We start from the raw sequence: 20,490 nt of genomic DNA, 5'->3' as shown, positions 1-20,490 counted from the left end.
CTCCTCGATGGATGGTTGTTGCGGGGGAGCGCCGGTCACGAAGACCGGCGCTTTGTTTCGGAATCAGAAGGCGAAGCAGGAACAGCCGAATGCGCCCCAGAAACCGGCGAAATCGCTGACCGGCGCATTCGACTGGCGCGCCTTTTCATGGCTGTGCGTATGCACCGCGCACGGGCCGCTGCAATGGTGGACCTGAGCCTGCATCGGCGAATTCGGGCGCCAGTGGCCGGGGACTTTCATCACCGGCGACCAGTCCGGCAGTACCGGTACGCTGGCCGGACCGAGTTTTTCGAAGTCGCCGGCGGCGTACACCACCTTGCCGCCGACCACGGTCAACACCGACTCGATCCACTTGATCGCTTCTTCCTCGACGCTGAAGAAGTCCGCGCTCAATGCTGCCAGGTCCGCCAGTTGCCCGACCTTGATCTGGCCCTTCTTGCCCTGTTCGGACGAGAACCAGGCGCTGCCGTGGGTGAACAGTTCCAGCGCAGTGGTGCGCGGCAAGCCTTCCTCGTACAACGCCAGACCACCGACAGTGCGGCCGCTGACCATCCAGTACAGCGAGGTCCACGGGTTGTAGCTGGACACTCGTGTGGCGTCGGTGCCCGCGCCGACGGGTACACCCTCGGCGAGCATGCGTTTGATCGGCGGCGTGGCTTCGGCGGCTTTGCTGCCGTAACGGTCGACGAAGTATTCCCCCTGGAACGCCATGCGGTCCTGAATCGCGATGCCGCCACCCAGCGCCCTCACCCGCTCGATGTTTTTCGGGGTGATGGTTTCGGCGTGGTCGAAGAACCACGGCAAACCGTTGAACGGAATGTCGCGATTGACCTTCTCGAACACATCGAGCATACGGCTGATGGATTCGTTGTAAGTGGCGTGCAGACGGAACGGCCAGCGGTGCTCGACCAAGTGGCGAACCACCGGCTCCAGTTCCTCTTCCATGGTCTGCGGCAGGTCCGGGCGCGGTTCGAGGAAGTCCTCGAAATCCGCCGCCGAAAACACCAGCATTTCCCCGGCGCCGTTGTGGCGCAGGAAGTCATCGCCTTGATGCAGGGTGACGCTACTGGTCCAGTTCTTGAAATCGGTCAGCTCTTCCTTGGGCTTCTGGGTGAACAGGTTATAAGCAATGCGAATCGTCAGTTGCTGGTCTTTGGCCAACTGCTCGATCACCGCGTAATCGTCCGGGTAATTCTGGAAACCACCGCCCGCATCGATGGCGCTGGTCAGGCCCAGACGATTGAGTTCACGCATGAACTGACGAGTCGAGTTGACCTGATACTCCAGCGGCAACTTCGGCCCTTTGGCCAAGGTCGAGTAAAGAATCATCGCGTTCGGACGCGCCACCAGCATGCCGGTCGGATCGCCGTTGGCGTCGCGCACAATCTCGCCACCCGGTGGGTTCGGCGTGTTGCGCGTGTAACCGACAACCTTGAGCGCTGCGCGGTTGAGCAAGGCGCGGTCGTACAAGTGCAAAACGAACACCGGCGTATCCGGCGCAGCCTGGTTGAGTTCTTCAATCGTCGGCATGCGCTTTTCGGCAAACTGGAATTCGTTCCAGCCACCGACCACCCGCACCCATTGCGGCGTCGGCGTGCGATCGGCCTGATCCTTGAGCATGCGCAGGGCATCGGCCAGGGACGGCACGCCTTCCCAGCGCAGTTCGAGGTTGTAGTTCAAACCACCCCGAATCAGGTGCAAGTGCGAGTCGTTGAGCCCAGGGATGACGCAGCGGCCCTTGAGGTCAATAACCTGAGTGCCCGAACCACGCAAGGCCATGGCCTCGGCATCGGTACCTACCGTGACGAAGCGGCCGTTGGTGATCGCGACCGCACTGGCAAGGGGTTTTTCACGGTCAACGGTATGAAATTGGCCATTGAATAGAATCAGATCGGCGTTCATTGGTTTTCCTCAGGCAGAGTGGAATGAGGCTGTCCGGCTTCCAGCCAGGGCGCAAACAGGCGCGTCGCCCTGGGCATGAACAGGTACACCACCGAAACCACAATGGTCACGGTGATCAGAAAAGTGGCAACCACGTAATTGGACAGAAAGGCGTTGAGCTTGAGCAGCGGGCCCCAGATCAGCGGCACCAGCAAGGTATGCGGCAGGATCACCAGCAGCGTCACCACGGCCTGCTTCCAGCGCGGCGGTGGCGAAACGGTATCGGCCTGTGGCGCGAACCAGAACTCCTTGACTGGATTGACCTCGGTCTGGTCCCCATCCGCCAGCATCGGCGCGGCTTCGTTGACCAGCTCCAGCCGTTGCGGCGAATCGAGCCAGCGCTGCATCGCCTCGGTGGAGCAAAAACGCAGCACGCAGGTAAACATGTCCAGGCCGGCGCTCTTGCCGCGAATCACATCCACCCCCAAATGCCCCTCGCTCTGCCCGGCAATACCGACAATCCGCCGCAGCCAGGCTTCATAGGGCACTTCAAAACCGGCCTTGACCCGGTGTTTGACGACCAGGGTCACGACTTCCTCGAAGCCGCGCACCGGGTGGGTGGTTGCAGGGTCGAGTCGATTGGAATCAGGCATGACGAAAGGCTCCGGCGAAACGGAAATGCGCGCAAGCGCAAATGAAAAACCAGCGACGTTGATGCGCCAGGACTTGATTCGATAATGCCGGTGCGGGGGGAGGGGAAAATTGAACGTATGTGCTCTCTTTACGAGCGGACTTGAGCCCAATACTTTCCTGTGGCGAGCGAGCTTGCTCGCGCCGGCCGGTCCGCGCTCGGGCGCAGCAGTCGTAGAACCGGCTGATGTGTTCTATCTGAATAACCGCAATTGCCGGTTTTAGGGCCGCTTCGCGACCCAGCGGGGGCAAGCCCCCTCGCCACAGCAAGCTCCCCCACCACAGCAAGCTCCCTCGCCACAAAAGCGGCATCTGACAGAAGTTTTTCCCCTATGAAGCTGGAGTATTCAGAGGCTCGGACATGAACTGAGTAATCCGCGACCGCAACCATCGCTCCGCCGGATCATTGTCGTGCACCCCGCTCCAGGCCATCGACAACTGTGCCTCATCGATGGGAAACGGCGGATCTTCAGCCCTCAAGGCACAGCCTTCGACCAGCGCGCGGGCGGCATAGTCGGGAACGGTAGCGATCATTTCAGTCCCCGCGAGCAACGCCCGCAACCCACTGAACTGCGGCACCCCCAACACCACCCGTCGGGTGCGGCCCACCTTGGCCAGATCAAGATCAATGTTGCCGCTCAAATCCCCCGAAAACGACACCATCGCATGGGGCCGCTCACAGTACTCATCCAGCGTCAGTGCTCCAGGCCGGTTGTCTGCGCGCAGCACTTTGCAGGGGATATCCCGCAGTTTCTTGCGCTTGGCATTGGCCGGCAGTTCGGTGGTGTAACTGACCCCGACTGAAATCTCCCCGGACGCCAGCAACGTCGGCATCAGCAGGTAGTTAGCCCGGCGCACCACCACAATGATCCCTGGTGCCTCCTCCCGCAGATGGCTCAACAGCGACGGAAACAAGCCAAACTCGGCGTCATCCGACAGACCAATGCGAAACACATCACAACGGGTAGCCGGATCAAACTCCCTGGCCCGGCTAACCGCCCCGCAGATGGTGTCCATTGCCGGTTGCAGCTCCTTGAGAATCGCCAGCGCCCGCGCCGTCGGCTCCATGCCGCGACCGTTGCGCAGCAACAGCGGATCGTCGAACAGATCACGCAACCGCCCCAACGCAGCGCTCACGGCCGGCTGACCCATAAAGAGTTTTTCGGCGACCCGGGTCAGATTCTTTTCGAACATCAGAGCCTCGAAAATCACCAGCAGGTTCATATCGACGCGGCGTAGATCGTTACGGTTCATAGGTACGGTTCCATGGTGTTTTTTCAGCCAGGCAATGTCTTTTGGACTTTACTCAATCAAAGGTTTTCGCCTGCTGTTAACCGGAGGAATTAACAACGTTTAACTCGCAAGCAAATGTCCTGCGACCAACAATCAAGCTCTCAACGCAAACCTGTTATTCCAAAAGGGATGGTGCTGACCCACCGTGCAGTGCGCCAGCGCATTCCCACCGACACGGACATTTGCCATGGCCCACGTTCAGCACAACGCCGCCCGCGCATCAGCCACGCAAACGCGAAAAGCCACCACTGGCGGCCTCAGCCCCTGGCGGGAAAGCCTGGTCAAGCAATTGATCCTCGAACGCCTCAGCGAAACCCTGGAAGTCACCGAACTGGCCCGGGCCTGCGCGATGTCGCGCAGTCATTTCTCCCGCACCTTCAAGTGCAGCACGGGCCTGTCACCCCAGGACTGGATTCGTTGCCAGCGCATCGCCCGGGCCAAGCAACTGATCCAGAACACCGACCTGACCCTGACGCAAATCAGCCTGGAATGCGGCTTCTGCGATCAGGCGCACTTCTGCCACATGTTCACCCGCAGCGAAGGCATCAATCCGTTTGCCTGGCGTTGTCAGGCGGTGCGTGCCCTGCCCTCTCTCAACAGCAAAAGATCGCAGCCTGCGCCAGCTTCTACGGGTGTACACATGTCCGTGTAGGAGCTGGCGCAGTCTGCGATCTTTTGATTTTGATCAGGCCTTGAGGAACGCCAGCAGATCGGCGTTGAGCTGATCCTTGTGGGTGTCGGTCAGGCCATGAGGCGCGCCTGGATAGACCAGCAGCTTCGAACCTTTGACGAGTTTGGCCGAGGCGATACCGGCGGCTTCGATCGGCACGATCTGGTCAGCGTCGCCATGCACCACCAGGGTCGGCACGTCGAACTTTTTCAGGTCTTCGGTGAAATCGGTTTCGGAAAACGCCTTGATGCAGTCATAGGCGCTCTTGTGACCAGCCGTCATGCCCTGCATCCAGAACCAGTCGATCATGCCCTGGGAAGGCTTGGCGCCAGGCTGGTTGAAGCCAAAAAATGGCCCGCTGGCGACGTCTTTGTACAGCTGCGAACGGTCCGCCAGGGACGCCTGACGCAGACCGTCGAACACTTCCATCGGCAGGCCGCCTGGATTGGCTTCGGTCTTGAGCATCAACGGCGGCACCGCGGAAATCAGCCCGGCCTTGGCGATTCGCCCAGTGCCATGACGACCGATGTAACGCGCCACTTCACCACCGCCGGTGGAGAACCCGAACAGCACCGCGTTTTGCAGATCCAGCCGCTCGATCAACTGCGCGAGGTCGTCGGCGTAGGTGTCCATTTCATTGCCGAACCAGGGCTGGCTGGAGCGGCCGTGACCACGGCGGTCATGGGCGATGACCCGGTAACCCTTGGACGCCAGGAAGATCATCTGTGATTCCCAGCTGTCGGCATTCAGCGGCCAGCCGTGGCTGAAAACGATGGGTTGGCCGGTGCCCCAGTCCTTGTAATAGATCTCGGTACCATCGCGGGTAGTAAATGTACTCATGGCATTTGCTCCTTCAGGGGGTTGGGTGATTCAAATCGATGGATGGCCCATGCGCTCGGCCAGGCGCGCCACCCGCTCGCCCAAGTGCGCGGCGGTGCGGCGATCTTCAAGAGGTGGCGCTTGTTCGGGAGACTGTTCGACATTCGACTGGGCCATGGCGCCCAGGGAGCTGCCCAGACGATTCAATTGCCCATCGAACACCCCGCTGCTGGAACGCGCCGGCAGCAGGTCAAGGCCGACCCAGATCATCGAATGCTGGGCAGCGAAGACCGCCATCTGCAATAAGGTGTTGAGCTTGTCGCCACACAGGCAACCGGAATTGGTGAAGCCGGCGGCGAGCTTGTCGCGCCAGGGCTGAGCCAGATAGAACGACGCGGTGGCGTCCATAAAGCTCTTGAAGGGCGCCGAGGCGCTGCCCATGTAGGTCGGGGCGCCGAAGATGATGGCGTCGGCCTGGTGCAGGCGCTCCCACTGGTCGTGCACGTCCTCGACCGGAATCAGCCGGCAGGCGCTGCCAAGGTGCCGCTCCACACCCTGGGCCACGGCCTCGGCCATGACCCGGGTATGGCCATAGCCACTGTGATAGACCACCACCACGTTGCTCATTCCGGCATCCTCCAGACGTGTTCATCCCTTTTGCTGCACACAGCACGCACAACCGTCCCTTCGGTTGGCGCACTTGAAGGACTGGAGTTTTGGGCGTAGACCGGACGCAGGGCGAGTTAAACGTTGTTAATTTTCAATGGCACAGGCAAACACCCGAACCACTCGTCGCCAATGCCGCAGCCAATAAATACGGCACTCGACGCTGGCAAGGAGATTGCTGCGGGTAGCACACTCGATGCACGCCCGCCCGAGCCACGTTGCGTTGATCAGGAAACCTGAGGAATATGCTCGAAAACCGCGTGACAGAAGACTGCGCCCTTCGTCCGCCCTCCCCGCACAGGTGCAACGGGGCGGACTAAAAGAACAGCAGCAGGAGTGAGCCGTTGACCCTTCCACCCGAACAGGCTGTGCATTTCGGCCCCTACCGGATCTACCCCGGACAACGCCTGATACTGGAAGCCGACCGGCCCTTGCGCCTGGGCCGACGTTCCATGGACATTCTGTTGATCCTGCTGGAGCACGCCGGACATGTGGTCAGCAAGCATCAACTGATCTCTCGGGTCTGGCCCAAAAGCGTCGTCGAAGACATCAATTTGCGAGTGCACATCGCGGCGCTGCGCAAAGCCCTCGGCGACGGTCAAGCCGGGCAGCGCTACATCGTTACCGTGGCCCAGCGTGGTTACAGCTTTGTCGCGCCGTGCTCGCTGGAGCACATCGAGCAACGTCCGCCGAGCAGCGGCCACGAGCAGAGCGGCCATAACCTGCCCATTCGTCGGACTCGCATGATCGGTCGCCAGGCCTTGGTTGACAGTCTGGTGACGCACTTGCCACACCAACGCTTCATCACCCTCGTCGGCCCTGGCGGTATCGGCAAGACCACAGTGGCACTGCGCGTCGCCGAACAACTGATCGGTCGCTACCGGGACGGCATTCGCCTGCTGGACTTGGCCCCGATCAGCGACCCGTTGATGATCGCCACCCACCTGGCGACGCTGCTGGACCTGTCGTTGCACGACGCTGAACCGATGAACTGTCTCGCGACCTTCCTGCGCGAGCGGCAGATGCTGCTGGTCATCGACAACTGCGAGCATCTGATCGACGCCATTGCGTTGCTCAGCGAAAGCATCCTGCGTGGCGCGCCCGATGTGCACATTCTGGCCACCAGTCGCGAGAGCCTGCGGGCCGAAGGCGAATACGTTCAGCGCCTGGAGTCCCTGGACTGCCCACCGCCCATCGCCGCGCTGGACCGCTCCCAGGCCTTGAGCTTTTCGGCTGTGCAATTGTTCGTCGAGCGGGCAATGGCCAGCCATGACAGTTTCGAACTGACCGATGACGAGCTGCCTCTGGCGATCGAGATTTGCCGCCGTCTGGACGGCATTCCTTTGGCGATCGAACTGGCCGCAGCGCAAGTGAACAGCCTTGGCCTGAGTGGATTGCTGACGCAACTGCAAGGCAGTTTTCGTCTGCTCGCACAGGGCTGTCAGACGACGCTGGGACGGCATCAGACCCTGCGCGCGACACTCGACTGGAGCTTCGAGCTGCTGAGTGCCTGCGAACAAACCTGCCTGCGCCGATTGGGTGTGTTCAGGGGCGGTTTCACGCTGGAATCGGCGGCCGCGGTGATTGTCGGCGAACACATCGAACCCCGCGAGGTGTTTGGCGCGATTACGCAACTGGTGGCCAAGTCACTGCTGAACGTGGAGGTCGGTGACGAGCAGGTGTTCTACCGTCTGCTCGACACCACCCGCAGCTATGCCCTGGAAAAACTCGACCAGGCCAATGATTTGCCAGACACCCTGGAACGCCACGCCGAGCGCTGCCTGGCATTGATGCATCAGGCCCAGAACGACTGGGAGCACATCCAGACCGATGTATGGATCGAGCGTTACGCCCGTAGTCTGGAAGACATCCGCTCGGCCCTCGACTGGGGCTTGAACGCTCAAGGGCCGCAGGCTGTGGCGATCCGACTGGCTTCGGTTTCAACGCCACTCTGGCAGGAACTGTCGCTGCTCAAGGAACATGGCGTGTACGTGCGCAAGGCCCTGGCACTGCTCGAATTGACGCCCGAGCCCTGCCCTCGCCTGAAAATGGCCCTCAAGCTCGCCCTCGGCAGTTCCTGCTACCACACCCAAGGTGGCACCGCCGAAACCGTCGAAGCCTTTGTCAGCGCCAGAACCCTGGCCGAACGCTGCAACGACGTGGCCGGTCAGCTCAGAGCCGTGTCCGGGCACATGGCGGTCAACCTCAGTTGCGGCAACTATCAAACGGCCCTGGAACAGAGCCTGCAATTCGATCGCCTGGGTGTGCAAGGCAACGCTGCTGTATCGCTGAGTACACACCGTTTGCAGGTGCTGGCCCTGCACTTTGCCGGGGATCAGCAACAGGCACGGGAGAGTGCTGAACAGGTCATTCAGCGCATGGCCCAGAGCGGACACCTCAATCGCTTCACCCACGGCTTTGGCGTCCAGTACGACCAGAGCGTCGCCGCCCTGACTATTCTCGCGCGGATCCTCTGGTTGCAGGGCCTTCCCGAAAAGGCCTGGCGCACTGCCCGTCAGGCATTGGACATTGCGATCGAAATCGACCATGGCACGTCCATCTGCTACACACTGGCACTCTCCGGTTGCCTGATCGCCCACTACAACGGCGACACTCAAACTGCCCGCGAACTCTTGCGCCTGCTGCTCGAACAAACACAAAAACATTCGGTGCCACTGTTCTACAACTGGGCCCGGCACTATGCGCAGGTGATCGATGGCGATAACGCACATTCGAACCCGCAACCCGGCGCAGGGCTGATCAAGGAAATCATGGTCACCCTGGATAGCGGTTTCGTCGATGACGCATTGCTGGCACGGGCCGAAAACGGCGCTGCGGGTTGGAGCACGGCGGAAATCCTTCGGGCCAGAGCGAATGCTCTGCTTGCAGAAAACAGCCAGAGTGCAGCCGAGACCGTGCTGCTCAAAGCGCTGGGAGTGGCAAAAGCCCAGGGTGCTTTGGCATGGGAACTGCGCACTGCCACATCACTGGCCGAGCTTTGGCAGCGTCAAGGCCGCCTCCAACAAGCCCATGACCTGCTGGCGCCGATCTACAACCGCTTCACTGAAGGCTTTGCCACCCCAGACCTAAGCAAAGTCCGCCGTTTGCTCGACGAGTTGCAACGATACCGGCCGGCCTGAAACCCAGCGTGCCCGGCTGATGTAGCGGGCATAACGCATTTCAAACACTCGCCGCAATCCGCTCAGTTCAAGCTTTTCCAGTACGTAAGTGCGGGTCGTGTTGAGCAACCGATAACGTGTCATGCCATTGCCCTGTTCAACCGACAACAGCGATTTCAGCACCAGCCGTTCTATCACCTCTGCCAGACTGGTGGGCCGCAGCACCGCACAACTGATGACGCCGATGGCTGCGTCCAAAGTAAAAGCTATTTTAAACACCGCCAGCCCCTGCAGCACGGTCTGCTCCAGCGGGCTCAGCCGCTGATAGCTCCAGTCCAGCGCGGCCTTGAGCGTCTGATGCCGTGGCACGGCGGTGCGCCGGCCTTGGGTCAGCAGCTGAAAACAGTTGCCCAGTTGAGCTCGCAGACCAACCAGTGCCAGCGCATCGATCTGCGCCGCTGCCAGTTCGATGGCCAGGGGTAAACCGTCGAGGCGCCGACAGATCTCCCGCACAGCCTTGAGGTCCTGTTCACGCAGAGCAAACCCTTGTTGGCGGGCACGAGCACGGTTGACAAACAGTTGCACCGCCGAATAGCTCATCGCCTCGCTAACACGATGCAGCGCCGACATCGGCGGCACCGCCAGGGCTGGCAAACGCTGAACCACTTCCCTCGCCGCCCGCAGCGGTTCGCGGCTGGTGACCAGGATCGATAACCGTGGCGCCGAAACCAATAGGTCCTCCACCAGCGATCGGCAACGTTCGAGCACGTGCTCGCAATTGTCGAGCACCAGCAATGCATGCCGCTGCGCCAGCGCATCCACGCCAACGTCCAGTTCAAGAGTCTGGCTCAGATAATCGACGAGCCGCGCAGGGTCATCGATTGCCGCCAGATCAACGATCCAGACGCCATCGCTATAGTGCTGCAACAGCAGTTCGGCCACGCACAAGGCCACCGTGCTCTTGCCGATGCCGGCAGGGCCGACCAGGGTCATGAAGCGGAAAACCGGCAACTGCCGGACCACACTACCAACGATCGAATCTCGACCGGTCACTGGCGTGATCCGTGTCGGCAGGTTGTGCCGGGGCTGCTGAACGGTTTCGATCGAAGCCTGCATCCCGTCCGACTCGCGCTGCACTGGGGCGATGAAGCTATAACCGCACTGGGGAATATTAACGATGTAGCACCGCCCGTTCTGACCGTCGCCGAGGGCCCGACGCAGGGCAGCGATGTGCACGCGCAGGTTGATTTCCTCGACCACCGAAGTCGGCCACACGTGGGCAATCAGTTCTTCCTTGCTGACCACGTTGCCCGCGCGCTCGACCAGTACCTGGAGGATATCCAGTGCCCGCCCCCCCACGTGCAGAGGCCGATCACCTTCCAGGACCAACCGTTGACGCGGATGGAACGTGTAGGGGCCGAACCGCAGTACCGTATCGCTGTTTAAATCTCTGAGGCTGTTCATACATGTTCACGCGCTCAAAACCTGACCCGACTCAAGCTACGGAATCATCCGTTGCGCAAGTTCGCCCAGGTTCCCGCACCTCCGCTGCCAAGAGTCCACGAGTATCTTGGCAGGCATGGGTGACGGTACAACGGCGATGGAGGGAGCGTCACGGCCATTGCGGTGCGCAGGACGGACAAGAACGCTCTAACTGAACTGTTCGCGGTACTGGGCGGGAGTCAGACCCAGTTTTTCACCGAACAGAAAACGCATGTGCCGCACGCTGCCGAAGCCGCTCTTGTAGGCAACGGTCTTGAGCGGCAGGTCACTGGTTTCCAGCAGGTTCCTGGCGCAATCGATGCGCGCACTTTGCAGAAACTCCATGGGCGTCATGTTCACTTCCCGGGCAAACACCCGGGCGAAATGCCGCGCACTCATGTTCGCCAGGCTGGCCATGCGTTCGACGCTGAAGGCTTCATCAAGGTGTTCGAGCACATGGTTCTGCACCCGGGTCACCGGCGTTTCCTGAGGGGCCACCGCAGCCATCAACGGGCTGAATTGCGCCTGTCCGCCCTGGCGTTTCATCACCACCAGCAAGACCTTGGCCACGTCCTGAGCGATTTTCTTGCCGTGATCCTGAGCGACCACCGCCAGTGCCAGGTCGATGCCGGCGGTGACCCCGCCAGAGCTGATCAGGTTGCGATCCTGGACGTAAATCTGATCGGTCTTCACCGTCGCCTTGGGGAAGGCTCGAATCAACCGCTCCGTGTAATGCCAGTGAGTCGTCACCCGATAACCGTCCAGCAAACCGGCATGCCCCAATATGAACGCCCCCGTGCAGATCGAGCCATAACCGGCCGACCGACTGACGGCGCCCCGCAGCCAGTCGAGCAACGGTGGATGTTTTTCGTTGTAGGCCCCCGGACCGCCCGGCACCAGCAGCAAGTCATAGCTGTCGCAGGCCTGGTCTATATGCACATCGGCCTGAACACTGACGCCGTTGGATGCGCGCAACGCGCCATGTTCGGTGCCGATCATCGACAGCTGATAACGGTCGCCCGACTCCAGATAACGGTTGGCGATGGAAAACACCTCCATGGGCCCGGCCATATCAAGCAGGAGAAAGTCTGGAAACAGCACCATTGCCACGGTTTTCATGGGTTGGAAATCACTGATATCAAAGAAATAGGAAACGTAGCGTCAGCACTGAACATTATGGGCATTTGTAACAATAAGAATACATGAACCCGCTCACATAACTGTCAACCTGATCGAGACAGTATTTCAATTTTCATCTACTTATTGCACTCACCGATAAACATTAACCTTCTCCTCACTCGGACGAACTCTCGTCCCAAACAGGAGATTTCATCATGCTGACCCTTCGCAAAGCCTCTGATCGCGGCGCGGCCAATCACGGTTGGTTGAAGTCGTTCCATACCTTTTCGTTTGCCAACTACCGCAACCCGCGGGAGCAGGGTTTTTCCTACCTGCTGGTGATCAACGATGACCGCGTGGCCGCCGGTAAAGGCTTCGGCCAACACCCGCACCAGGACATGGAGATTTTCTCCTATGTGCTCGAAGGTGCCCTGGAACACAAGGACACTTTAGGCACGGGTTCGGTGATCCGCCCCGGCGACGTGCAATTGATGAGCGCCGGCAGCGGCGTGGCCCACAGTGAATACAATCACTCGGCAACCCGCCCGGTGCACTTCCTGCAAATCTGGATCGTACCGGACGTCAGCGGCGCCAAACCGCGTTATCAGCAAGAGCACTTCAGCACGCAGAAGAAACGCGGTCGCCTGCAACTGATCATCTCCCCCGATGGGGCCAACGGTTCGTTACGGGTGCGTCAGGATGCCCGGGTCTATGCCGGCCTCATCGACGGCAAGGAAAGCGCCAGCCTCACGCTCGCCGCCAATCGCTACGCCTATGTGCATGTGGCCCGGGGCAAGGTCGAACTCAACGGCGTGCAATTGCAGGAAGGCGATGGCGTGCGGGTCCGGGATGAGCAGGCGCTGACCTTGAGCAACGGTGTGAATGCCGAAGTGCTGGTGTTTGATTTGCGTCCGCAAGAGCTGCCGCAAATGCCTTGACCGTAACTTGCCTGGGGGACTCTGTGCCCCCGGGCTTCACGGATTGGAATGCGTTATCAAACTGAAAGCGCCCATTACGCAGCTTACGCACAAACAAAAACGCCGCTCGATAAGCAGCGTTTTTTGACTTCCGGACGGACAACCAGATGAATTGGGACGAGTATCAAGTTGACCATTGAAAAAACATTCACTGGGAAAGAGAGGCGAATCCTTGGCAACAGCGCCTGTACGACCATTCTGGGCTTGCGCTAGACGCCATCATTCTCTGTCTTGTCTGTGACGATGAGGGACTCGATACCCCAGTCGCCAGGCAGATGCCAATCTTCCCCGAACAGCTCGGCCGGATGCATCGTACGGTCGGAGCCATTGCCGCACGCCAGGGACTTGGCTGGACAATACCGGTCGCATCCCCAACAGATCCGCTCGGGGTGCTTGGGGTTGACGGGGAAGTTCTTGGCCATGTCGATCTCCGATCATTGAGAGACGTTTTTACAACCTACAGCCTTTGTGCAAAACCATCCTTGATCGATATCAAGAATCGACATCGAGCGACTGCCCTCCTATCGCGATCCTGGAGCTAAGCTTCTAACGGCTGAACAGACTTGGAGACATCGCTCATGCTCAATAAAAATCCTTTGCCAAACGTTGGGACACCAGACCATCCAACCCTGTCGACATGGGACGATCAAAACGCAGCAACATCCATCGATGGCGACGCGTTTACCGCCCCGCCCGCCTTGACCAACGCCGAACTGGTTCACTTGCGTGTCCGAGTGATTGCCTTGGAAAACCTGGTCATCGCGCTGCTGGCAGAAGGCTCGGAACGTCAGCTCGCCAATGCCCGGAAAATGGCCGACTACATTTCCCCCAGACCCGGTTTTACCCAGCATCCCTTGACCGTTCATGCGGCGGCACAGATGACCCACAGCCTTGAGCGAGCCCAGCGCTTTCACCAACGTGACGAGCCTTCGGTTTAAGTACTCGAAACTTGATAACAACCATTATTGTAAGCAGAAAGGCTTCCTAGACTCGGGTTCCTACTCGTTAGTGCCCAGCAAGACATTATGCGCATCCACCTCTCACTCGCCCTGGCAAGGGCGCAGATTTTTCGCGCCCGGCATCAGTTCTGGGGCTGGGCTTGAGCTCCCCCAACCCCCGTTACCCCCGTAGCACGAAGACTGGGAACAACTCGCGCATGGCCTCCCACAACTCTGGCAGCAAGGCTTGTGCCGAAACGCTCGGCAACAGCGGATCGAACATCCGCGCGGTGCGAACCAGTTGCACGGCGAAGCGTTTGACGCCAAGTGCATTCAAGCGTTTGGCCAGGATCAGCAGACGCGCTGGCTCGAACAGATGCCAATGCACGGTGGTGCGACATTCGTAGTCCACACCACTGGCCAACAGATACTCAAGGCTGCGCCAGTTTGCCGTTCCACTGCCCTCGACCCGGGTGATGGCCTGGCAATCCTCGGGCAATGCCTTGACATCGAAGCCGACCCAATCAGCACCGGTCAGTGCCTTGGCGAAGGCGGCAGGCTTGATGCCAGCGCTGTGCAAGCCAATGTGAAATCCCATTTCCCGCACTTCATCCATGGCGCCGAGCAAGCCGTCCTGCAGAGTCGGCTCACCGCCGCTGAACACCACGGCATTGAGCAGGTCCTGACGGCGTTGCAGAAACGCCAACACCCGCCGCCAATCCACTTCCTCGGTGCCACGAGGGGGAATCAGCTGCGGGTTATGACAATAACGACAACGCCAGGCGCAACCCTGGCAAAACAACACGCAGGCGAGCTGTCCCGGATAGTCGATAGTGGTCAGGGGCACCATGCCCCCAACCCGAAGCGTTCGACTCATTGGCGCCCGACCAGCGCCGCGCTTTCAGTGAAGTGCACCCGCTCGCGGTGCTCGGACTGTTTGCCTGGATTGAACGCCGATACCGGCCGATGATAGCCCATCACCCGAGTCCAGACTTCACAGCGTTGACGTTGAGCCTGGGGCAGTATTTGCGAAGCAGTCATGATGAAGCTCCTTGCGGTTGAGTGAATCGAAATCAATGAACAGCGCCGGTTTTCTGTTCTTGTAGCAACAGGGCCTCGTCGCATTTGGGGCAGAACTCATGCTCGCCATCGAGGTAGCCGTGCACCGGGCAGATGGAGAACGTCGGGGTCACGGTCAGGTACGGCAGGCGGAAACGCCCAAGAGCTTTGCGCACCAGTTGCTTGCAGGCTTGGGTCGAGGAAATCCGCTCGGCCATGTACAGGTGCAGGACCGTGCCGCCGGTGTATTTGCATTGCAGTTCGTCTTGCAGCTCCAGGGCTTCGAAAGGGTCATCGGTGTAGTCCACCGGCAGTTGCGAGGAGTTGGTGTAATACGGAGCTTGCGTCGTGCCTGCCTGGAGAATGTCGGAGTAGCGCTTGAGGTCTTCCTTGGCGAAGCGATAGGTAGTGCCTTCCGCCGGTGTCGCTTCCAGGTTGTAGAGATGACCGGTTTCTTCCTGAAAACGCAGCAAGGTGGTGCGCACATGGTCCAGCAGTTTCAGGGCAAACTGGCGGCCCTGCTCGGTGTGCATGCCCTCTTTGTCGCCGGTGAAATTGCGCAGCATTTCATGCAGGCCATTGAGGCCGATGGTGGAAAAATGGTTGCGCAAGGTGCCCAGATACCGCTTGGTGTAAGGGTACAAACCGGCATCCATGTGGTGCTCAATGACCTTGCGCTTGACCTCCAGGCTCTCCATCGCCAGCTCCATCAGCGTGTCCAGACGCTTCAGCAAACCGCCGGTATCGCCCTTGAACACATAGCCCAGGCGTGCGCAGTTGATGGTCACTACGCCGAGCGATCCGGTCTGTTCCGCCGAGCCAAACAAGCCACCGCCACGCTTGAGCAACTCGCGCACATCCAGCTGCAACCGGCAGCACATCGAACGCACCTGATTGGGCTGCAGATCCGAATTGAGGAAGTTCTGGAAGTAAGGCAAACCGTAACGCGCCGTCATCTCGAACAGACGGTCGGCGTTTTCACTGTCCCATGGAAAGTCATGGGTGATGTTGTAGGTCGGAATCGGAAAGGTGAACACTCGCCCTTTCGCATCGCCAGCCTGCATCACCTCGATGTAGGCGCGGTTGAGCACATCCATTTCGACTTGCAGGTCGCCGTAGGCAAACGGCATTTCCTCCCCGCCGATGACGGGTATCTGCTCGCGCAGATCCTGCGGGCACACCCAGTCGAAGGTCAGATTGGTGAAAGGCGTCTGGGTGCCCCAGCGTGACGGCACATTGAGGTTGTAGATGAACTCCTGGATCGCCTGGCGGACCTCCGGATAGCTCAGTTGGTCCTTGCGCACATACGGCGCCAGGTAGGTATCGAACGAACTGAAGGCCTGGGCGCCGGCCCATTCGTTTTGCAGGGTACCGAGGAAATTCACCATTTGCCCCAGGGCACTGCTCAAGTGCTTCGGCGGCCCGGCTTCAACACGTCCGGGCACACCATTAAGGCCCTCATGCAACAAGGTGCGCAGCGACCAGCCAGCGCAGTAACCGGCCAGCATGTCCAGGTCATGTACATGCAAATCCGCCTCTCGATGAGCGTGGCCGATCGCCTCGCTGTACACCTCGTCCAGCCAGTAGTTGGCGGTGACCTTGCCCGACACGTTCAACACCAGCCCGCCCAGCGAGTAGCCCTGATTGGCGTTGGCCTGGACCCGCCAGTCTTCACGGTCCAGGTACTCGTTCATCGACGTCGCCACTTCGACCAGGGTCCGGCGGTCGCGACGCAAACGCCCGTGCTGTTCGCGATAAACGATATAGGCGCGCATGGCGAGGAAAAAACCGGCGTCCATCAGCACCCGCTCAACACGATCCTGGATCTGCTCGACATGCAGCCTTGGCAGCCTCTCCAATCGGGCGAGTACCGCTTCGAGCAGGCCTTCGACTTCAACGTCGGTGTACTCCCCGGTTGCCTTGCCGGCAGCGATCAACGCCTGACGGATCTTGTCGGCATCGAAGGCAACCAGACTGCCATCGCGCTTGTGCAAGCGGTTACATCCAACTGAGATCAGCGTGCTCTGCATTTGGCCTCCAGATACTACATATAGATGTTTATGTACAAACAAACACAACATGCAGTGAAGACTACGGACAAAGCGCTGTTCTGCAATTGATCGACGTCAAGATTTGCCGGTGAAAAAAACCGCCCGATGACGGTGAAGGGAGAATCCGCTGCGAACACTGTGGCGAGGGAGCTTGCTCGCGCTGGGTTGCGAAGCAACCCTAAATGAGGCAACACGATTATTCAGACAAATCGAGCTTGCAGGATTACGACCGCTTCGCGGCCGAGCGGGAGCAAGCTCCCTCGCCACAAGGATTGTGTTTAGCAAACTCTTTCCTTAACAGATCAGTTCAACCGCCGCTCATGTTCATGAACCGCACAATCTGCACCTCCCCTTTGGGGCCGAAGTCGTGGCGCAGCGGCTTGCCGCGCAAGGCCTTCTGCACCGCGTTGATCAGGGGTTGGTCATCCAGCGGGTAACGCCGCAGTAATCCGCGTAAATCCAGGGCATCGTCCTGCCCCAGACAGAGCAACAGCTTCCCCTCAACGGTCATCCGCACCCGGTTGCAGCTGCCACAGAAGTTGTGGCTGTTGGGTGAAATGAAACCGATCCGGGTATCGGCATGGCGTTCCAGGCGAACGTAGCGTGCCGGCCCGCCACTGTTTTCGGTGCTGTCGAGCAACCGATGACGACTGGCGATCAACGCCCGCACTTCGTCGCTGGAGCAAAACGACTCGCCACGCGCGCGGCCGACATCGCCCAAGGGCATTTCTTCGATAAAACTGATATCGATGTGTTGATCAATGGCGTATTGCACCAACGCCGGGACTTCATCGAAGTTGCGCCCCTTCATCACCACGCAGTTCAGTTTGATCCGCTCGAACCCCGCGCCCCGCGCTGCTTCAATGCCGCCCAGCACCTGATCGAGGTCGCCGTTGCGGGTAATCGCGCGAAACTTCTGCCCGTCCAGGCTATCGAGGCTGATGTTCATCCGCTTGACCCCTGCCTCCGCCAACGGCCGGGCCAAACGGCCCAGTTGCGAGCCGTTGCTGGTCAGCACCAGCTCGCGCAAACCGGGTAAGGCGGCGATGTTGCGGCACAGCCCGACAATACCGGGACGGATCAGCGGTTCGCCGCCGGTGAGTCGGATTTTGCGAACACCTTGGCCGACGAACAGCGCCGCCAGACGCTGCAGCTCCTCCAGCGTCAGGACCTGCTGACGCGGCAGAAAAGTCATGTTTTTCGCCATGCAATACACACAGCGAAAATCACAACGGTCCGTCACCGACATCCGCAGATAGTCGATCTGCCGTCCAAAACCATCCTGCATGACAGCGTTCATCACATCTCCCCGTTTACCCCAAGGCTCACTGCACTAGCGGTGAGTCGGCGCCCTGCAAGTGGATCCCGCGAATATCCGCTGCACCGATCAGGGTTTGCAGGTATTGCACCAGGGCTTTTTGCCAGACGCCTTGCTGCAACTGCGTGCGGATCGCCGTCGACACCACTTCATAGGGCAACGGCATGCCTTCGATCCGCTGATCGACACTGACCACATGCCAACCGTAACGGCTTTCCAGCGGTTTACTCGCCAGCCCCGGCGTGAGGGTGAACAGTTGACGTTCCAGTTCAGGCACGGTCTGACCCTTGCTGATCTGCCCCAAAGAACCGCCCTGGGCCTTCGACGGGCAGGCCGAATATTTCACCGCCATCTCGGCGAAACTGCCGGGAAAATCCTCCAGCCGCTGCAACAGAATTTCAGCTTGAACATGCGCAAGCGCCCGGGCCTCGGCATCGTCCGGCGCACATTCGAGCAGGATGTGCCGCACCGCCAGCAACGGCGCGCTGTGAAAGCGCCCGCGATTGTTTTCGTAGTAGCGAAGGCTGGTTTCCTCATCGCACTGAGGGACCTGCACCTCACGCTCAAGCAACAAGCGCGTGGCCGCTTCTTCTTCGTTCTCACCGGAGCCGATTTCCAGCGACACGCCGAGATCGGCAATGCGTTGCTGCAACAACTCGCGGATCACCAGCGCCCTGGCGGCCAGATAGACCGCCTCCTCGCGGCTTTCCGCCGGATGATATTGAAGCTCCTGAGCCATCGCTTCCGGGGTGATCGACACCTCGTTGACGCTGATGATCGGCCACTCCTGCTCACTGCTGGCGATCAACTGCGCCGGGGCGTCATGGGCCGCCGGCTCAACCGGGCGTGCGTCAAACTGCACCGCCCCGGTCGGCGCGATATCCACAACATCGGGCTCCGCTTGTTTGGAAGAACCGCAGCCACCGCTGCCCCCGTTACCGCCACCACATCCACATCCACCTGACATGATTGTCTCCTCAGAACTTCTGACGAACGATTTGATAACGACGCCCCAAGTACCAGACCGGTGCACTGATCATGTGTACGAGACGGGTGAAGGGGAACAGCACGAACAGGGTCAAACCGAGAAATACATGCAGCTTGTAGGTCAAGCCAACCGGCGCGATGGACGCCGCCGCTTCCATCGGCCGCAACAGCACGGTGTTCTGCGCCCAATCGGCGAGCATCACCATCACCGAGCCGTCCATGTGTTCGGTGGACGCCACAATCGTCAGCAGACCGAGCAGCAACTGCGCCAGCAGTACCAGCAACACCAGAATGTCCGAAGTGCTGGAAGTGGCGCGTACCCGTGGATCGCTCAGCCGCCGATTGACCAGCATCAGTAGGCCAACCAGGCACAACAGACCGAAAAGCCCGCCGGAGACCATTGCCAGCAGTTGCTTGTTCTCAGTGCTGATCACATGGTGGTAAACCGACGCCGGGGTCAGCAGGCCGACGAAGTGCCCGGCCAGTATGAACAACACGCCGATGTGGAAAAAGTTGCTCGCCACGCGCATGCCGCGCTGGTTAAGCATCTGACTGGAGCCTGCCTTCCAGGTGTACTGCGACAGATCGAAGCGTGCCCAACTGCCAATCAGGCAAATAGCCAGGGCGACGTAGGGATAGATCCCGAACAACAACAGATTCCATTTAGACATTACCTGCCTCCTTCACCGGCATGGCGGCCAGCCCTTCATGCTGAAAATCCACCCAGTGCAGCGGCACCGCGCTTTCTTCCCGGACCTTGCCCGGTGCACTTGGCAGCGAACTGCAACGGTCCTGCTGTTCGGCCTGGAGAAAGTCCACGGCCTCCTCTTCCCAGATCTTGTCGAGGGCTTCGAGGGAGTCGTCACGCGGCTCAGCAGCCACCTGCGCCCGCAGGTCGGCCACCGCCTGATGCGGCTCGGCCCCGGCAATTTGCAGCAGCGCGCGGAAGCAACTGGCGTACGCGCTTTCACGCTCATCCAGACGCGCCGCGAGCAAGGCCAGCAGGTGCGACACATCTGCCAGGCCCTCGCGGGCCTCGATGTCTTCGCGAGTAGAAAGGAACTCCAGATACAGCGGGATATAGTCCGGAAGTTCTTTGACGCCGATGGCAAACCCGGCGGCTTCGTATTGCGCCATCATGTCGACCATCGCCTGACCTCGGTCACGGGACTCACCGTGCACATGCTCGAACAGCAGCAGCGACAGCGAACGCCCCCTGCCGAACAGCGCACCGTAGTGCTCCTGTCCGTCCATCAGGTCATTGGCGCAGATCAGCTCCAGCAACTCGAACAACGCACCGCGCTGCTTGGGGCTGATTTCCCGGGACTCAATGATCGCCTGCTCCAGTTCGTCGCGACCACCAATCAATGCCTCGGTCGGGTAGTCGAGCAGCAGCGAAATCACTTTGAGAATTTGCATGC

At 60.0% G+C, this 20,490-nt stretch carries 19 protein-coding genes; 4 read left to right on the top strand and 15 right to left on the bottom strand.

All coding sequences use genetic code 11. The features are described from left to right. Nucleotides 1-63: 63 nt before the first annotated feature. The 3 genes from HK44_RS14165 to HK44_RS14155 all read right to left on the bottom strand — a co-directional run bounded on the left by HK44_RS14165 (nt 64) and on the right by HK44_RS14155 (nt 3,825). Complete coding sequence (locus HK44_RS14165) at nt 64-1,902, bottom strand: amidohydrolase (protein WP_019690858.1); 1,839 nt, start codon at nt 1,900-1,902, stop codon at nt 64-66. Further along, a complete protein-coding gene (locus HK44_RS14160) occupies nt 1,899-2,534 on the bottom strand; it encodes an antibiotic biosynthesis monooxygenase (RefSeq protein ID WP_019690859.1) in 636 nt (211 codons plus the stop codon). Before HK44_RS14160 ends, HK44_RS14165 begins: the two co-directional genes overlap by 4 nt. A gap of 367 nt (nt 2,535-2,901) precedes the next feature. Next, complete coding sequence (locus HK44_RS14155) at nt 2,902-3,825, bottom strand: LysR family transcriptional regulator (protein WP_019690860.1); 924 nt, start codon at nt 3,823-3,825, stop codon at nt 2,902-2,904. 226 nt (nt 3,826-4,051) lie between these two features. Between HK44_RS14155 and HK44_RS14150 the strand changes: the two genes are divergently transcribed. After that, a complete protein-coding gene (locus HK44_RS14150) occupies nt 4,052-4,516 on the top strand; it encodes a helix-turn-helix domain-containing protein (RefSeq protein ID WP_024264943.1) in 465 nt (154 codons plus the stop codon). Between the two features lie 33 nt (nt 4,517-4,549). On the opposite strand, the gene HK44_RS14145 is transcribed toward HK44_RS14150, so the two are convergent. Next, nucleotides 4,550-5,374: an alpha/beta fold hydrolase gene (locus HK44_RS14145; protein WP_019690862.1), complete on the bottom strand. Its 825-nt coding sequence runs from the start codon at nt 5,372-5,374 to the stop codon at nt 4,550-4,552. Between the two features lie 30 nt (nt 5,375-5,404). Then, on the bottom strand, nt 5,405-5,980 hold the full coding sequence (locus HK44_RS14140; protein WP_019690863.1) for a flavodoxin family protein: 576 nt from the start codon (nt 5,978-5,980) through the stop codon (nt 5,405-5,407). 383 nt (nt 5,981-6,363) lie between these two features. On the opposite strand from HK44_RS14140, the gene HK44_RS14135 reads away from it, so the two are divergent. Further along, nucleotides 6,364-9,159, top strand: a complete 2,796-nt coding sequence (locus HK44_RS14135; RefSeq protein WP_019690864.1) for an ATP-binding protein — start codon at nt 6,364-6,366, stop codon at nt 9,157-9,159. On the opposite strand, the gene HK44_RS14130 is transcribed toward HK44_RS14135, so the two are convergent. Beyond that, complete coding sequence (locus tag HK44_RS14130) at nt 9,106-10,602, bottom strand: ATP-binding protein (protein WP_019690865.1); 1,497 nt, start codon at nt 10,600-10,602, stop codon at nt 9,106-9,108. The genes HK44_RS14135 and HK44_RS14130 overlap by 54 nt on opposite strands. Nucleotides 10,603-10,788: 186 nt before the next feature. After that, nucleotides 10,789-11,739 (bottom strand): GlxA family transcriptional regulator, encoded by a 951-nt coding sequence (locus HK44_RS14125; protein WP_019690866.1) that lies wholly within the window; start codon nt 11,737-11,739, stop codon nt 10,789-10,791. 215 nt (nt 11,740-11,954) lie between these two features. Here HK44_RS14125 and HK44_RS14120 point away from each other — a divergent pair, with 215 nt between their 5' ends. Next, complete coding sequence (locus HK44_RS14120) at nt 11,955-12,677, top strand: pirin family protein (protein WP_019690867.1); 723 nt, start codon at nt 11,955-11,957, stop codon at nt 12,675-12,677. A 248-nt stretch (nt 12,678-12,925) separates the two neighbouring features. Here the strand turns inward: HK44_RS14120 and HK44_RS14115 are convergent, their stop codons facing one another. Then, nucleotides 12,926-13,138 (bottom strand): DUF3079 domain-containing protein, encoded by a 213-nt coding sequence (locus HK44_RS14115; RefSeq protein WP_019690868.1) that lies wholly within the window; start codon nt 13,136-13,138, stop codon nt 12,926-12,928. 156 nt (nt 13,139-13,294) lie between these two features. Between HK44_RS14115 and HK44_RS14110 the strand changes: the two genes are divergently transcribed. After that, nucleotides 13,295-13,654 carry a hypothetical protein gene (locus tag HK44_RS14110; RefSeq protein ID WP_019690869.1) on the top strand — a complete coding sequence of 120 codons (360 nt, stop codon included), beginning with the start codon at nt 13,295-13,297 and terminating at the stop codon, nt 13,652-13,654. Nucleotides 13,655-13,835: 181 nt separating this feature from the next. On the opposite strand, the gene HK44_RS14105 is transcribed toward HK44_RS14110, so the two are convergent. From HK44_RS14105 to narJ, 7 genes are all read right to left on the bottom strand, one after another. Then, on the bottom strand, nt 13,836-14,531 hold the full coding sequence (locus HK44_RS14105) for an anaerobic ribonucleoside-triphosphate reductase activating protein (RefSeq protein ID WP_024264942.1): 696 nt from the start codon (nt 14,529-14,531) through the stop codon (nt 13,836-13,838). Further along, nucleotides 14,528-14,695 (bottom strand): anaerobic ribonucleoside-triphosphate reductase, encoded by a 168-nt coding sequence (gene nrdD, locus HK44_RS30160; RefSeq protein WP_019690871.1) that lies wholly within the window; start codon nt 14,693-14,695, stop codon nt 14,528-14,530. Before nrdD ends, HK44_RS14105 begins: the two co-directional genes overlap by 4 nt. 32 nt (nt 14,696-14,727) lie before the next feature. Next, entirely contained in the window at nt 14,728-16,743 is a 2,016-nt protein-coding gene (locus HK44_RS14095; RefSeq protein WP_019690872.1) for a ribonucleoside triphosphate reductase, read from the bottom strand. A gap of 328 nt (nt 16,744-17,071) precedes the next feature. Further along, nucleotides 17,072-18,064, bottom strand: a complete 993-nt coding sequence (moaA, locus tag HK44_RS14090) for a GTP 3',8-cyclase MoaA (RefSeq protein ID WP_019690873.1) — start codon at nt 18,062-18,064, stop codon at nt 17,072-17,074. A gap of 25 nt (nt 18,065-18,089) precedes the next feature. Next, nucleotides 18,090-19,049 carry a peptidylprolyl isomerase gene (locus HK44_RS14085; RefSeq protein ID WP_024264941.1) on the bottom strand — a complete coding sequence of 320 codons (960 nt, stop codon included), beginning with the start codon at nt 19,047-19,049 and terminating at the stop codon, nt 18,090-18,092. Nucleotides 19,050-19,059: 10 nt separating this feature from the next. Further along, nucleotides 19,060-19,740, bottom strand: a complete 681-nt coding sequence (narI, locus tag HK44_RS14080; protein WP_019690875.1) for a respiratory nitrate reductase subunit gamma — start codon at nt 19,738-19,740, stop codon at nt 19,060-19,062. Then, on the bottom strand, nt 19,733-20,488 hold the full coding sequence (gene narJ / locus HK44_RS14075; protein ID WP_019690876.1) for a nitrate reductase molybdenum cofactor assembly chaperone: 756 nt from the start codon (nt 20,486-20,488) through the stop codon (nt 19,733-19,735). Before narJ ends, narI begins: the two co-directional genes overlap by 8 nt. Nucleotides 20,489-20,490 lie beyond the last annotated feature (2 nt).

This window comes from Pseudomonas fluorescens HK44 (assembly GCF_000217955.3).
In the GTDB taxonomy this organism is placed as follows: Bacteria; Pseudomonadota; Gammaproteobacteria; order Pseudomonadales; family Pseudomonadaceae; genus Aquipseudomonas; species Aquipseudomonas fluorescens_AQ.
The sequence above is the reverse complement of the archived record's forward strand: the minus strand, read 5'-3'. Positions and strand labels throughout refer to the sequence as shown.